The 13660-nt window shown below is 73.1% G+C and carries 12 protein-coding genes; 6 read left to right on the forward strand and 6 right to left on the reverse strand.

What is annotated here, in order from left to right:
* Window positions 1-153: 153 nt before the first annotated feature.
* On the reverse strand, window positions 154-2364 hold the full coding sequence (glgX, locus tag DVA66_RS08895) for a glycogen debranching protein GlgX (protein ID WP_114559761.1): 2211 nt from the start codon (window positions 2362-2364) through the stop codon (window positions 154-156).
* Between the two features lie 340 nt (window positions 2365-2704).
* Here glgX and DVA66_RS08900 point away from each other — a divergent pair, with 340 nt between their 5' ends.
* The gene (locus tag DVA66_RS08900) at window positions 2705-5077 is read left to right on the forward strand and encodes a LuxR C-terminal-related transcriptional regulator (protein WP_157973923.1); all 2373 of its coding nucleotides are present in this window, start codon (window positions 2705-2707) and stop codon (window positions 5075-5077) included.
* A 24-nt stretch (window positions 5078-5101) separates the two neighbouring features.
* On the opposite strand, the gene DVA66_RS08905 is transcribed toward DVA66_RS08900, so the two are convergent.
* On the reverse strand, window positions 5102-5812 hold the full coding sequence (locus tag DVA66_RS08905) for a pyrimidine reductase family protein (RefSeq protein ID WP_157973924.1): 711 nt from the start codon (window positions 5810-5812) through the stop codon (window positions 5102-5104).
* Window positions 5813-5919: 107 nt separating this feature from the next.
* Entirely contained in the window at window positions 5920-6615 is a 696-nt protein-coding gene (locus DVA66_RS08910; RefSeq protein ID WP_232821857.1) for a DUF1275 family protein, read from the reverse strand.
* Between the two features lie 56 nt (window positions 6616-6671).
* Here DVA66_RS08910 and DVA66_RS08915 point away from each other — a divergent pair, with 56 nt between their 5' ends.
* Window positions 6672-7253, forward strand: a complete 582-nt coding sequence (locus DVA66_RS08915; RefSeq protein ID WP_114559764.1) for a GNAT family N-acetyltransferase — start codon at window positions 6672-6674, stop codon at window positions 7251-7253.
* Here the strand turns inward: DVA66_RS08915 and DVA66_RS08920 are convergent.
* Window positions 7243-8526, reverse strand: a complete 1284-nt coding sequence (locus DVA66_RS08920; RefSeq protein WP_232821858.1) for an Nramp family divalent metal transporter — start codon at window positions 8524-8526, stop codon at window positions 7243-7245. The two genes, DVA66_RS08915 and DVA66_RS08920, sit on opposite strands and share 11 nt — an antisense overlap.
* Window positions 8527-9163: 637 nt before the next feature.
* On the opposite strand from DVA66_RS08920, the gene dnaB reads away from it, so the two are divergent.
* On the forward strand, window positions 9164-10516 hold the full coding sequence (gene dnaB / locus DVA66_RS08925; RefSeq protein WP_232821859.1) for a replicative DNA helicase: 1353 nt from the start codon (window positions 9164-9166) through the stop codon (window positions 10514-10516).
* 19 nt (window positions 10517-10535) lie between these two features.
* Here the strand turns inward: dnaB and DVA66_RS08930 are convergent, their stop codons facing one another.
* Entirely contained in the window at window positions 10536-11126 is a 591-nt protein-coding gene (locus DVA66_RS08930; RefSeq protein ID WP_114559766.1) for a TIGR03086 family metal-binding protein, read from the reverse strand.
* 95 nt (window positions 11127-11221) lie between these two features.
* Between DVA66_RS08930 and DVA66_RS08935 the strand changes: the two genes are divergently transcribed.
* The 3 genes from DVA66_RS08935 to DVA66_RS08945 are packed head-to-tail and all read left to right on the forward strand — an operon-like array spanning window position 11222 to window position 12745.
* Complete coding sequence (locus DVA66_RS08935) at window positions 11222-11689, forward strand: GNAT family N-acetyltransferase (RefSeq protein WP_198671608.1); 468 nt, start codon at window positions 11222-11224, stop codon at window positions 11687-11689.
* A 49-nt stretch (window positions 11690-11738) separates the two neighbouring features.
* Window positions 11739-12272, forward strand: a complete 534-nt coding sequence (locus tag DVA66_RS08940; RefSeq protein ID WP_114559767.1) for a pyridoxamine 5'-phosphate oxidase family protein — start codon at window positions 11739-11741, stop codon at window positions 12270-12272.
* A 47-nt stretch (window positions 12273-12319) separates the two neighbouring features.
* On the forward strand, window positions 12320-12745 hold the full coding sequence (locus DVA66_RS08945) for a DUF2695 domain-containing protein (RefSeq protein WP_114559768.1): 426 nt from the start codon (window positions 12320-12322) through the stop codon (window positions 12743-12745).
* A gap of 20 nt (window positions 12746-12765) precedes the next feature.
* Here DVA66_RS08945 and DVA66_RS08950 read toward each other — a convergent pair.
* Window positions 12766-13660, reverse strand: an 895-nt coding sequence (locus DVA66_RS08950; RefSeq protein ID WP_114559772.1) for an acetyl-CoA C-acyltransferase, incomplete at its 5' end; no start/stop codon positions are given.

Below are 13660 nucleotides of genomic sequence, written 5' to 3' on the forward strand. Positions count from 1 at the left end.
GGGTGCTGCGCCACCACGTGCTGCGGGCCGACGGCAGCTGGCGCGACACCGTGGTGTTCTCGATCCTCTCCGCGGAGTGGCCGGACGTGCGCCGGCGCCTGGTCGAGCGTCTGCGTTCGCTCGACCAGGCGCCGGTCCGTCTGCGCTGAGGCCTCAACGCCTCCGCATCGCCAGGCGCGAGGAGGTCTTGGACGCCTGGGCGGCCCGCTCGGCGGCGCCCTGCTGGGAGGCCTCCGGCACCGAGGTGGCCGAGAGCACCAGCATCGAGTGCCCGGGGACGTCCACGCTCTGGCCGGCGTCGACCGTCTCGGCCTCGGCGTCGACCCGGCGCACCGCGGAGTAGCCGGTGGCGGTGTCGAGCCGGACCACCCACCCGGTGCCGTAGTCCTCGGCCGGGAGGGTGAAGGTGACCGGCTCGGTGTGGGCGTTGAACATCAGGATGAACCGCTCGTCGACCACCCGCTGCCCCCGGGTGTCCTTCTCGGGGATGGCGTCGCCGTTGAGGAAGACCATCAGGGTGCGGGCGAACCCCTGCTCCCAGTCGGCGTCGCTCATCGGGTCGGCGTCGGGCTGGAACCACTCGATCTCGCCCAGCTGCGACCTCCCGCCCTTGGCCGCCTCCCCCGCCAGGAAGTCACGGCGGCGGAAGATCGGGTGCTCGCGGCGGAGCCGGATCGCGGCCCGGGTGAACTCGATGAGGTCGGTCTCGTCCTGGTCGAGCTGCCAGTCCACCCAGGAGAGCTCGTTGTCCTGGGCGTAGACGTTGTTGTTGCCCTGCTGGGTGCGGCTGAGCTCGTCGCCGTGGGCGAGCATCGGCACCCCCTGGCTGATCATCAGCGTGGTGATGAAGTTGCGCTGCCGCTGCAGCCGCAGCGCGTTGACGGCCTCGTCGTCGGTCTCGCCCTCCGTACCGGAGTTCCACGACCGGTTGTGGCTCTCGCCGTCGTTGCCGTCCTCGCCGTTGGCCTCGTTGTGCTTCTCGTTGTAGGAGACCAGGTCGCGCAGGGTGAACCCGTCGTGGGCGGTGATGAAGTTGATCGAGGCGGTGGGCCGGCGGTCGGAGTGGTTGTAGAGGTCGGAGCTGCCGGTGAGCCGGGAGGCGAACTCGGGCAGGGTGGCCGGCTCACCGCGCCAGAAGTCGCGGACGGTGTCGCGGTACATGCCGTTCCACTCCGTCCACAGCGGCGGGAAGTTACCGACCTGGTAGCCACCGTCGCCGAGGTCCCACGGCTCGGCGATCAGCTTCACCTGCGAGATCACCGGGTCCTGCTGGATGATGTCGAAGAAGGCCGACAGCTTGTCCACCTCGTGGAACTGCCGGGCCAGGGTGGCGGCGAGGTCGAAGCGGAAGCCGTCCACGTGCATCTCGGTCACCCAGTAGCGCAGCGAGTCCATGATCAGCTGCAGCACGTGCGGGTTGCGCATCAGCAGGCTGTTGCCGGTGCCCGTGGTGTCGTAGTAGTGCCGCTTGTCGTCGGCCAGCCGGTAGTAGGCGGCGTTGTCGATGCCGCGGAAGGCGATCGTCTCGCCGAGGTGGTTGCCCTCGGCGGTGTGGTTGTAGACCACGTCGAGGATCACCTCGATGCCGGCCTCGTGCAGCGCCTTGACCATCGCCTTGAACTCGGTGGTCTGCTGCCCGCGGGTGCCGGAGGAGGAGTAGCCGTTGTGCGGGGCGAGGAAGCCGATGGTGTTGTAGCCCCAGTAGTTGGACAGGCCCTTCTCCACCAGGTGGGTGTCGTTGACGAACTGGTGCACCGGCATCAGCTCGATCGCGGTCACCCCCAGGTTGGTCAGGTGGTCGATGATCGCCGGGTGCGCGAGCCCCTGGTAGGTGCCGCGGATCTCCTCGGGGATGTCGGGGTGGGTCATCGTCAGGCCCTTGACGTGGGCCTCGTAGATCACCGACTCGTGGTACTCGTGGGCCGGCGGGCGGTCGAAGCCCCAGTCGAAGTAGGGGTTGACGACCACCGACAGCATGGTGTGGCCGAGAGAGTCGTCGTCGTTGAACGCCTCCGGGTCGTCGAAGCGGTAGGAGAACAGCGACTCGTCACCGTCGATCTGGCCGTCGATGGCCTTGGCGTAGGGGTCGAGCAGCAGCTTCGCCGGGTTGCAGCGGTGGCCGGCGGCCGGGTCGTAGGGGCCGTGCACGCGGTAGCCGTAGCGCTGGCCGGGCTGGATCCCCGGCAGGTAGGCGTGCCAGACGTAGCCGTCGACCTCCGTCAGCTCCACCCGGGTCTCGTTGAGGTCGTCGTCGACCAGGCACAGCTCGACCGACTCGGCGGCCTCGGAGAACAGCGCGAAGTTCACCCCGCTGCCGTCGTAGGTCGCCCCCAGGGGGTAGGGCTTGCCCGTCCAGATCTCCATGCCTCTGCCTCTCGCTCGCCTGCTGCGACGGTGACCCTACTGGTCGCAGGTGACAGGAGAGTTCCCACCGCGGCCCGGATGAAAAAGGGCGGGGGTCGGACGCGACGGAGCCGCGACCCGTGCGGCTCGCGGCTCCGGAGGCGCTGCCCATCCCCCGAGAGGCGGCCCCTGGGTAGACCATGGCACCACCGGTCCGTCCGCGTCGGGTGAGCGGGGGTGAAACCGAGGGTGACTCAGATCACCCCTCGGAGACCACCCTCGTTACCATGGGGGCCGGCTCGACGACGAGGACGAACGGGGGTGCGTCCTGACCGACCAGCGTCCGGCCGCCCTCGCGGGCGTGCCGCCGGTCCCTGACCCGCACGTGGTGCGTCCCCGCCTGCACGCCCTGATCGAGCACGCCGTCGAGCGGCCGGTCACCCTGCTGCGGGCCCCGGCCGGGTTCGGCAAGACGACCGCGGCGGCGTCCTGGCTGCGCAGCCGCGGGGCGAGGTCGGCGACCCGCTGGGTCCAGCTCGAGGCCCACTCGGCCGACCGGACCGTGCAGGCGCTGGCTGAGGAGCGAGGCGAGGACGGCGACGCGGCGGTCGTCGTGGTCGACCAGCTGCACCGGCTGCCCACCCCCGGGCTCGTCGAGCCGCTGGTCGCCCGGATCCTGTCGGCCGACCGGGCCCGGCTGGTGCTGATCACCCGCACCGCCCCGGCGCTGCCGCTCGGGCTGCTGCGCTCCCGCGGGGTGCTGACCGAGATCGCCGACCGCCAGCTCGCCTTCAGCGAGGAGGAGTACCGCGCGCTGCTGCGGCTGTGCGGGCACGACCCGGACGAGCTGGGCGACACCGCGGCACCGGTCGCCTGCACCCACGGCTGGTCGGCGGCGATGCGGCTGCTGGCCGAGCACCACGGCGACGACCGGGCGGCCCACCAGCTGACGGTGCTGCTGGACGACTACGTCCGCACCGAGGTGCTCGGGCCACTGGAACCCGACCAGCGGGCGCTCCTCGGCGACCTGGCGGCCCTCGACGTGCTGACCCCGGAGTCCGCCGCTGGCGTGAGCGGACGTCCCGACGCCTGGTCCCGGCTGTCGGAGCTGGCGCTCAGCGGCGTCCCGGTGCGCTGGCTCGACGCCGGCACCGTCGAGCTCAACCCGGTGCTGCGCCGGGCGCTGACCGCCCGGCTGCCGGGAGGGGCCACCCCGCAGGGTCGGCAGCACGGGCGCCGGGTGGTGGAGTGGCTGCGCAGCTCGGGGCAGGGGCTCGCCGCCGTCGAGCGGCTGCTGGCCGACGGCGACGAGGACACCGCCATCGCCACCCTGGGCGAGGAGCTGCTACCCCGGCTGCACAGCGACACCGCCGTGCTGGACGCCCTGCTGGACCGGCTCTCCCACCTGCCGGACTGGCGGGTGGCGATGATGCGCGGCTACCTGCGGCTGGCGCACATCCCCGACACCGACCCGGCCACCGCGTTGAGCACCGTGGAGGCGCTGCTCACCGACACCGAGGGGCGGCTGTCGCCGCTGCAACAGGCCTACCTGGACGCCTTCCGGCTGAAGCTGGACCGCTGCACCAACTACCGGCTGGGCACCGCCGGACCCGACACGCTGGGCACCGAGGAGCCGCCGGCGCGCGAGCCCGGCGACACCGTCCGGCTGCAGCACGTGGCCACGGCCGCGCTGCGCTCGGAGCAGGCGCTGTGGCGGCTGCACCACGGCCAGCTGGAGGCCGCGCACACCACCGCCCGGCAGGCGGCCACCCTGGCCGGTCTGGCGAGGGTGCCGTGGCTGCAGGGCGAGGCCCGGGCGACCGACAGCTTCGCGCTCGCGCTGCTCGGGGAGTACCGGCAGGCCCGGGAGTCCGCGCTGGCGGCGTTCGAGACCGCGCGCGAGGGCGGCGAGGGCGAGCAGGCCGCGGTCACCCTGGCGCACCTCGCCGAGAGCTGGATCCGGATGGAGGGGTCTGACCTGACCGGGGCCCGACAGCACCTCGACCGGGTCAGCGCCCGTCCGCCCCGACCCGACACCACACCGCTCGTGGTCTACCTCGACGTGATGCTGACCGCGCTCGGCGACGGCCGGGAGGCCTCGGACCGGGTGGACGCCTTCCGCCAGGGCGACCCGGTGCTGACGCCGTTCCAGCGGTCGCTGATCACCGTGGCCGCGTTCCGTGCCGATCTGCTGGCCGACCGGCTGGAGGAGGCGCAGGAGGAGGTCGACCTGCTCGAGGCGATCGGGTTCCCCGGCCAGCAGGTGGCAGTCGACCTCACCCGGGCCCGGATCCTGGCCCGGGCGGGCCGCGAGGACGAGGCGGTCGAGCTGCTCCGGCCCTACCTGCACGAGCGGCCGCCGCTGTCGGTCCGCGAGGCGATCGGGGTGATGTCGACCCTCACGGTGGCCGCCGACCGGGCCGGACGCGCCGACGTCGCCGAGAGCGCCCGGGTGCGGTGGCACGCGGCCTGCGAACGCGTCGGGCTGGAGGTCGACCGGTCCCGTGCGGCGCGGATGATGCGGCGGCTGCTGGCCGCGGAGATCGAGCTCAGCCCGGCCGAGCGGCACGTGCTGGAGCACCTGGACTCCGACCTGCTGCTCGCCACGGTGGCCGAACGGCTCTACATCTCGGGCAACACCCTCAAGACCCACCTGCGCCACCTGTACCGCAAGCTCGGGGTGAACGGGCGCGAGGCCGCCGTCGAGCGGGCCCGCACCCTCGGCCTGCTCTGACCGTCGGACCGCTGGCCCGCTGCCTCAGCGCAGCGACCAGCGGGTGAACAGGTGGTCGCCGGATCGCAGCACGCCCACCAGCCGCAGCGGCCGGGGCGGGTCGAGCACGTCGCCGTGGACGATCCGCGCGGCCTCCCCACCGACCAGCAGCGGTGCGGTGGTGAGCACGAGCTCGTCGACCAGGCCGGCGGCCACCAGCGCCTGGTTGAGCCGGGCCCCGCCCTCGCAGCCGATCCGGCGCAGCCCACGGGCGCGGAGCGCGGCGACCGCAGCACGGACGTCCAGGGTGTCGGTGCCGGCGGTGACGACGTCGGCCACCTGCGCGATCCGGTCGAGCCGGGCGGAGCGGGCGGTGGTGACCACCAGCGGCCGGGTGACCGCCTCGGTGAACAGCGGGTGGTCCAGGTCGAGGTCGCCGCTGGCGGTGACGACCGCCAGCCCGGGGTGCGGGGTCTGGCCCCGCGCGCGCCGGCGGGAGCTGACGTCCTCCTCGACCACCAGCGGCCCGTACCCCTCCGCGCGCACCGTGCCGGCCCCGACCAGCACCACGTCGGCCACGGCGCGGGCGGTGAGCAGCAGCCGCTGGTCGGCCGGCGAGGTGAGCGTGCCGACCCGGCCGGCGATGGTCGCGGCCCCGTCGGCGCTGGCCACCATCAGCGTGCGCAGGTGGTCCCCCTGCACCAGCAGCTCGGCCTCGAGGTCGTCGACCTCACCGACGGCGTCCCAGCGCTCCATCAGCTCCCCTCCCCCTCCCGCGCACCCTGGGCACGCGCATGTCATCTCCGTCCCGGCCGGCGTGTCGCGGCGTGCCGCCGCCGCGGACCGTTCCCGCGCACACGATCTCAGGGTGTCGCGTCGGCGGCGACCCGCTCCCGCGCCAGGTGGCCGACCAGCGCCACCACGAGGGCGAGCACGCCGGCCACCGCCATCCCGAGCCCGATGTGCACCTCGAGCAGCAGGGCCCCGGCGGCCGCCCCGGCCAGGATCAGCAGCACCGCCAGCACGCGGCGGCCGGCGTTCTTGCCGGTGCCGCCGGCCAGCCGGGACTCTGCGGCCAGCCCCACGATGGTGGAGGTGACGACCACCGTGGTGACGTCGGCGACAGCCAGCCGGCGGGCCGCGGCGGCCTGGGCGCCCATCGCCAGCCCGAGCAGCGCGGTGACCACGCCACCCCAGACCGTGCCCTCCTCGGGCACCGCGAGCAGGCTGGCCACCCCGGTGCCCAGCACCAGCGCCCCGACCGCGGCGAAGACCACGCTGCTGCGGCCGCTCCACCCGGTCCGCGCACCCTTCAGCGAGCGGCCGCCGATCCCGGCGCCGAGCAGGAAGGCCACCAGCGCGACCGCCGGGCCGAGCACGGGCAGGTCCTCGGCCCGGGCCAGACCCATGCCGAGGATCACCACGTTGCCGGTCATGTTGGCGGTGAAGACGCGGTCCAGCCCGAGGTAGCCGACGGCGTCGATGATCCCGGTGCCGAAGGTGAGGGCGAGCATCATCACCAGGTGCATCCGGGCCTGGTCCGCGCGCAGTGACTCCACCGGAGCATCATGGCGGGGCCGCTCCAGCGACGCGAGCCGGCGAGGAGGAGGAGCGCGTGACCCCGCAGACCGGCCGTTGGCGGATCGACGTCCCGACCCCGGCCGATGCCGGGGAGTGGGTCGAGGTGCACCTGCAGGCGCTGGCCGAGACCTACCCCCAGCTGCCGCCGGGCTTCGTCGGGCAGCGGCGGGCGGCCCGCGACCGGCTGGTGACCGACCTGGAGGCCGAGCTCGCCGACCCCGGCCCCGCCCGGCACCTGGTGGCCCGCGACGACGACGGTCGGGTGGTCGGGATCGCCCGCAGCACCTGCGGCGGGGAGGACTGGGAGCGCCGGCTGCTCAGCAGCTATCCCGACGCCGACGCGCTCGGCCTGAGCCGGCCGCCGGGGATGCTGCAGCTCACCTCGCTCTACACCCTCGCCACGGTGCACGGCGGCGGCGCGGGGGCAGCCCTGGCCGATGCCCTGCTCGGCGAGCACGCCTGCTACCTGTGGATCATGACCGGCAACCCGCGGGCCGAGGCGTTCTACCGTCGGCGTGGGTTCGTCCGGGTGTCGGTGGACGTCCCGTCGGGCCCGACCTGGTACGGCTGGCCGATGTTCCAGATGGCCCGCGAGGGCTCGCCGCTCAGCCGGTGACGTCGCTGAGCGCGCTCTGCAGCTGCTGGACGGCCAGCACCACGAAGAACAGCGCCACCAGGCCGAGCCCGACGTTGCCGAGCAGCTTGTTGCGCCAGGGCTCCGGCGTGTGGCGGGTGTTGAGCAGCCACAGCAGGGTGATCGCCAGGAACGGCATGAAGAACGCCCCCAGCACGCCGTAGGCCAGGATCACCGGCACCGGTTCGCCGACGAAGACGAGGATGATCGGCGGGAAGGTCAGCCAGAGCAGGTAGACCTTGAACCACTTCCCGCCGACCCGGGTGTCGGGGTGGTCGGGCTCGAGCCCGCGGCTGTGGCCGATGAAGTCGGCGAACATCAGCGAGACCCCGTTCCACACCCCGAGGATGGAGGAGAACGAGGCGGCCCAGAAGCCGATCAGGAAGACCTTGCCGTAGACGACGCCGTAGCGCTCCGACAGCACGTCGGCCAGCGACAGCAGCCCCCGGTCGCCGGAGTCGATCGCCAGGCCGGCGGAGTGGAGCAGCTCCGCCCCGACGATGAGCATCGCGACGACGAAGACGCCGGTGACGACGTAGGCCATCGCGTTGTCGATCCGCATCACCTTCATGAACTTCGGGGCGTGCCAGCCCTTCTCGCGCAACCAGTAGCCGTAGGCGGCCAGCGTGATCGTCCCGCCGACGCCGCCGGCCACGCTGAGCACGTTGACGATCGAGCCCTCCGGCACCCGCGGCACCAGACCGCTGAGGACGTCCGGCAGGTTGGGCAGGGTGAGCACGGCTGCCCCGACGACGGTCAGGAACATCACCCCGACCAGCACGGCGGTGATCTTCTCGAAGCCGCTGTAGCGGTTGAACCAGACCAGCACGAAGCCGATCAGCCCGGACGCGATCGCGAACACCGGCAGCGGCACCTGCGGGAACAGCGAGGCCAGCGGCAGCGCGGTGGAGAGCATCGCGGTGGCGCCGTAGACGAAGCCCCACACGACGATGTAGGGCCCGAAGTAGATCGACGTCCACAGCCCGAGCGAGCGCCACCCCTGGAAGATCGTCTTCTGGGTGGCGAGGGAGAACCGGCCGGCGCCCTCGACCAGGATGATCTTGAGCAGACAGCCCAGCACCACCACCCAGAGCAGGGCGTAGCCGAACTTCTGCCCCGCGACCAGGGTGGCGACCAGGTCGCCGGCGCCGACGCCGGTGGCCGCGACCATCAGGCCGGGGCCGATCAGCTTCCACCGGCCGGGCGGTTCCTGATCAGCGGCGGCGGTCGGGGCGGGCCGACCCCCCTCAGCCACGATGACCTCCGGGACGGGTGCCTCGCTGCACGTCGGGCCTCCTTCGCTGGCGACCGGACGGGCTCCGGCCGGGGACGTCGGGCACCTGCGAACCAACCACACCGGCCCCGTCGGAGCAAGATCATCAGCGCCGTGCGCGCTATACGAGCTATGCACATCCTCTGTGTACAACTCGGCGCCCACAGCACGCCGCCGAGCCCCGTGTCAAGCCCGCCGCCGCGCCCGGCGAGCCGCCGAAATTTCTTCCAGCCGTGTCTTCTGCACAGACGAAATGCCTGGTCAGAGCGGGTTTCGCGACCCCGATCGGGAGGACGTCCACACCCCTGTGCCCAGGTTCTGCACAACTCCCCAGCGTGTCTCCACAGCCATCCACCGGTTCTGCACAGCCCCTGTGGACAACCGGGGTTGGCGGTGCTCCGCGACGCCCCTATGGTGAACCGGCGAGCAGCACCCGGGACTGCGCGGAGCGCGCTCGGAGGGAACTGTCGGAGGTGCGTCGTAGCGTCGCAGGCAGTCCTTCCCAGCACGCTCCGGCACCCCGCTGCCCGCGGCTGGGAGGACGCCCGGGCAGAGCCGCACCGGGTGCCCGCCGTCGGTCGGGCGGCGGGTCGTCGAAGGGAGGAGCGAGCTGGTGAGCATTGCCGAGGTCAGGGATCTCGACGCCGGGGCGCGTGCCGTCGACCGCACCCCGCCGCAGGACCTGCAGGCCGAGCAGAGCGTGCTCGGCGCGATGCTGATGAGCAAGGACGCCATCGCCGACGTCGTCGACACCGTCAAGGGCCGCGACTTCTACCGCCCGGCGCACGAGTTCATCTACGAGGCGATCCTCGACCTCTACGGACGCGGTGAGCCCGCTGATGCGATCACCGTCGCCGCCGAGCTCACCAAGCGTGGCGAGATCGCCAAGGTGGGCGGCCACGTGTACCTGCACGACCTGCTGGCCAGCGTCTCGGTGGCCGCCAACGCCGGCTACTACGCCGCGATCGTCCGGGAGAAGGCGATCCTGCGCCGGCTGGTGGAGGCCTCGGTGCGGATCGCCCAGATGGGCTACGCCGGGCAGGGCGACGTCTCCGAGCTGGTCGACGCCGCGCAGGCCGAGGTGTACGCCGTCACCGACGGCAAGACCAGCGAGGACTACCAGCCGCTGTCGGCGCTGATGGAGTCCACCCTGGACGAGATCGAGGCGATCGGCTCCCGCTCCGGCGACATGGCCGGCGTCCCGACCGGGTTCATCGAGCTCGACGAGCTCACCAACGGCCTGCACGCCGGGCAGATGATCATCCTGGCGGCCCGTCCCGCCGTGGGGAAGTCGACCCTGGGTCTGGACTTCGCCCGGGCGGCGTCGATCAAGAACGGGCTGTGCTCGGCGATCTTCAGCCTGGAGATGAGCAAGACCGAGATCACCATGCGGCTGCTCTCGGCCGAGGCGCAGATCCCGCTCAACCACATCCGCAAGGGCACCATGACCGACGAGGACTGGACCCGGCTGGCGAAGAAGATGGGTGAGGTCAGCGAGGCGCCGCTGTTCGTCGACGACTCGCCGAACCTGACGATGATGGAGATCCGGGCCAAGGCCCGCCGGCTCAAGCAGCGCCACGACCTGCGGCTCATCATCATCGACTACATGCAGCTGATGACCTCGGGCAAGAAGGTGGAGTCCCGCCAGCTGGAGGTCTCGGAGTTCTCCCGCCAGATCAAGCTGCTGGCCAAGGAGCTGGAGATCCCGATCATCGCGATGTCGCAGCTCAACCGTGGTCCCGAGCAGCGCACCGACAAGAAGCCGATGCTGTCGGACCTGCGTGAGTCCGGCAGCCTCGAGCAGGACGCCGACATGGTGATCCTGCTGCACCGTGAGGACATGTACGACAAGGAGTCCTCCCGGTTGGGCGAGGCCGACTTCATCGTCGCCAAGCACCGCAACGGGCCCACCAAGACGGTCGAGGTGGCCTTCCAGGGCCACTACTCCCGCTTCGTCGACATGCAGCACTGACGCCGACGACGCCGGCAGGTCAGGGCGTCGGGACGTCGCCCTCGTCCGAGTCCGCCGACGAGGCCTCCCCGACGCCGTAGCGGTGCGGGTCGCGCCCGGCGAAGGCGGCCAGCCGCATGTAGGCGGGCTCGTTCTGCGAGACCGGCACCTCCGCGCCGAAGGCGTCCCCGCGGTTCTCCTCGGTGAGTGACTCCTGCATCACCGCCAGCGCGGCCTGCGCGACCGCGGGGTCCAGCTGGACCGACTGACCGGTGGCCCGGGCCAGGTCCCAGGCGTGCACGGCGAACTCGGCGGCGGCGAAGCCGGCCAGCCCGTTCCCGCCGTCGCCCTGCTGCCAGGTCTCGCGCAGCTCCTCGGCCCCGGTGCGGAAGCGGGTCGCCGCCTCCTGCAGCGGCACCTCCTGCCGGGTGTCCCAGTCCGGTGTCCCGCCGCCGCCCATCAGCGCGAAGTTGCGCGGGCCGGCCACCACGTGGGCGACGAGCGCGTCGACGTCCCACTCCTCGCAGGGGGTGGGTAGCTGCCGGTGCTCCTCGCGCACGCCGGCCAGGATGATCGCCATCTGGTCCAGCGCCGCGGCGAGCGCCGCGACCTGGTCGTCTGCTCGTGCCATGTCGGCCTCCTCACCCTCAACCTACGCCCCTGCCCCGGCGGCCCGTCCCGCGCCGTCGACACACCACCGTCACCGGGCCGGGCTACCTTCCCCGCGTGATCGATACCCAGGTGAGCGTGCACGACCCCCGCAGTGCGGAGGTGCGAGAGCTGCTGGGCCAGCACCTGGCGTTCACCGCGCTGCACAGCCCGCCCGAGGACGTCCACGCCCTCGACGTCGACGCCCTGCGCGGGCCCGGCATCACCTTCTACGGGCTGCGCTGCGACGGTCGGCTGGCCGCGGTCGGGGCGCTGCGCCGGCTGTCGGCCGCCCACGCCGAGCTGAAGTCGATGCACACCCGGGCCGAGCTCCGGGGACGCGGGCTGGCCCGCCGGCTGCTCGACGCGCTGGTCGAGCGGGCCGTCGCCGACGGCTGCACCCGGGTCAGCCTGGAGACCGGCACGGCGGCCGCGTTCGCCCCGGCCCGGGCGCTCTACACCTCCGCCGGGTTCCGGCCGTGCGGCCCGTTCGGCGGCTACCGCCCGAGCCCGCACAGCACCTTCCTCAGCCGGGTCGTCGGCTGACGTCCGCGGGCTGCGATGAGCCCGCGCCGTGGCCGGGGTCGCAGCAGGTATGGACACGAGGAACCTGGCGACACGCTACGACCTGCCCGAGATGAGCTGGGACGCCGTCCGCACCCGGCTGGACGCCGGCTTCGCGGTCGGCCCCGACAGCGATGGCCCCGACCGGCACACCTGCTGGCTGACCACGACCAACGCCGACGGCAGCCCGCACGTCAACGCCCTCGGCGCGGTCTGGGGCGAGGGCTGCTTCTGGTTCGTCACCGGGCTCGCCACCCGGCGCGGACGCAACCTCACCCGTGATCCGAGGTGCGCGATGGCGGTCTCCGTGCGCGAGTTCGACCTGGTCGTCGAGGGCGTCGCCGAGCGGGTCGAGGACCCCGAGGTGGTGGCTCGGACCGCGCACCGTTACGCCAGCGAGGAGGGCTGGCCGTGCGAGGTGGACGCCTCCGGGGTGGCGCTGACCGCACCGTTCAGCGCCCCGTCGGCGGGCGGGCCGCCCTGGCACCTGTTCCGGCTGGACGCCCGCGCCGCCCACGCCGTGGGGGCGGTCGAGCCGGGCGGGGCCACCCGCTGGCGGTTCTGAACCGCCGCCGACCCGGATGTGTCGGTGCCGTCTGGTTCGGTCGGCCCATGACGACGAACACCCTGCTCGAGGAGACCGAGCGCGAGCTCCGGGCGCTCGCCACGGAGCTGACCGAGCCGGCTGACGGGGAGTGCCTGCTGTGCTACCTCGACCGCATGCTCGACCAGTTCGGGTGCACCACCGAGCTGCGCTGGGCGACGCGCTACCGCGACCTGCGGGCGCCGCGGGCCACCGCGCTCGTCCGGCGGCTCGGCCAGGTGGGCGGCTGCGACTGCGAGGTGTTCATCAACGGCTACCAGCTCGCCCGGGAGCACTGGATCCCCCCGCGGCGCTACGTCGAGGACGGGATCACCTACGAGACCGACCCGCAGCGCCCCGATCCGATGCCGTCCTGCCGTGGGGTGCGTCGGGGCTCGACCCGGGGGTGCTCGCTGTGGGTGCGGGGCACCGGGTCCAGCTGGGACGTGTGGTGAGCCGGGCGGTCGGCCCGCGGTCAGCCGAGCCGTTCCACCACCGCGGCGATGCCCTGCCCGCCACCGATGCACAGCGTCTCCAGACCGAGACGGGCGTCGCGGCGTCCGAGCTCGCCGGCCAGGGTGGCCAGGATCCGCGCACCGGTGGCGCCGACCGGGTGGCCGAGGGAGATGCCCGAGCCGTTGGGGTTGAGCCGCTCGTCCTCGGGGTCCAGCCGCCACTCGCGCAGGCAGGCCAGCACCTGGGCGGCGAAGGCCTCGTTCAGCTCGATGACGTCGAGGTCGTCCAGCGTCAGCCCGGCCCGCTCGAGCGCGCGTGCGGTGGCGCCCACCGGTCCGAGGCCCATCACCTCCGGCCCGACCCCGGCCACCGCCCACGAGCGCAGCGCCAGCACCGGCGTCCACCCGCGCCGCTCGGCGGTGCTGCGCCGGGTCACCAGGCAGACCGCCGCGCCGTCGTTCTGCCCGCTGGCGTTACCGGCGGTGACGGTGGCCCCGGGGTCGTCGGCGGCCAGCACCGGATGGAGCGCCGCCAGCGCCTCCGCGCTGGCGTCGGCGCGTGGGTGCTCGTCACGGTCGACCACGACGTCGGGGCGTCCGCGGCGTCCCGGCACCCGCACCGGCACCAGCTCCTCGGCGAACCGGCCGGTCTGCTGGGCGGCGACCGCCCGCTGGTGGGAGCGCAGCGCCAGGGCGTCCTGCTCCTGCCGGCCGATCCGGTAGCGGCGCCGCAGGTTCTCCGCGGTCTCCAGCATCCCGCCGGGCACCGGGTGGGAGCGCCCGCCCGCGGTCTCGCGGGCCCGCACCAGCCGGTCGGCCAGGGTGACGTCGCCGCGGGTGCCGCCGCGCAGCAGCGCGTAGTGCTCCACCTGCGACATCGACTCCACCCCGCCGGCCAGCACCACCTCGGCGGCG

This window comes from Desertihabitans aurantiacus (assembly GCF_003344635.1).
Lineage (GTDB): Bacteria > Actinomycetota > Actinomycetes > Propionibacteriales > Propionibacteriaceae > Desertihabitans > Desertihabitans aurantiacus.

Coding starts and splice junctions, on each gene's coding strand:
- DVA66_RS08930 (WP_114559766.1), bottom strand. CDS start 11,126: ATGGCACGAGCAGACGACCAGGTCGCGGCGCTCGCCGCGGCGCTGGAC.
- glgX (WP_114559761.1), bottom strand. CDS start 2,364: ATGGAGATCTGGACGGGCAAGCCCTACCCCCTGGGGGCGACCTACGAC.
- DVA66_RS08940 (WP_114559767.1), top strand. CDS start 11,739: ATGGACACGAGGAACCTGGCGACACGCTACGACCTGCCCGAGATGAGC.
- DVA66_RS08905 (WP_157973924.1), bottom strand. CDS start 5,812: ATGGAGCGCTGGGACGCCGTCGGTGAGGTCGACGACCTCGAGGCCGAG.
- DVA66_RS08945 (WP_114559768.1), top strand. CDS start 12,320: ATGACGACGAACACCCTGCTCGAGGAGACCGAGCGCGAGCTCCGGGCG.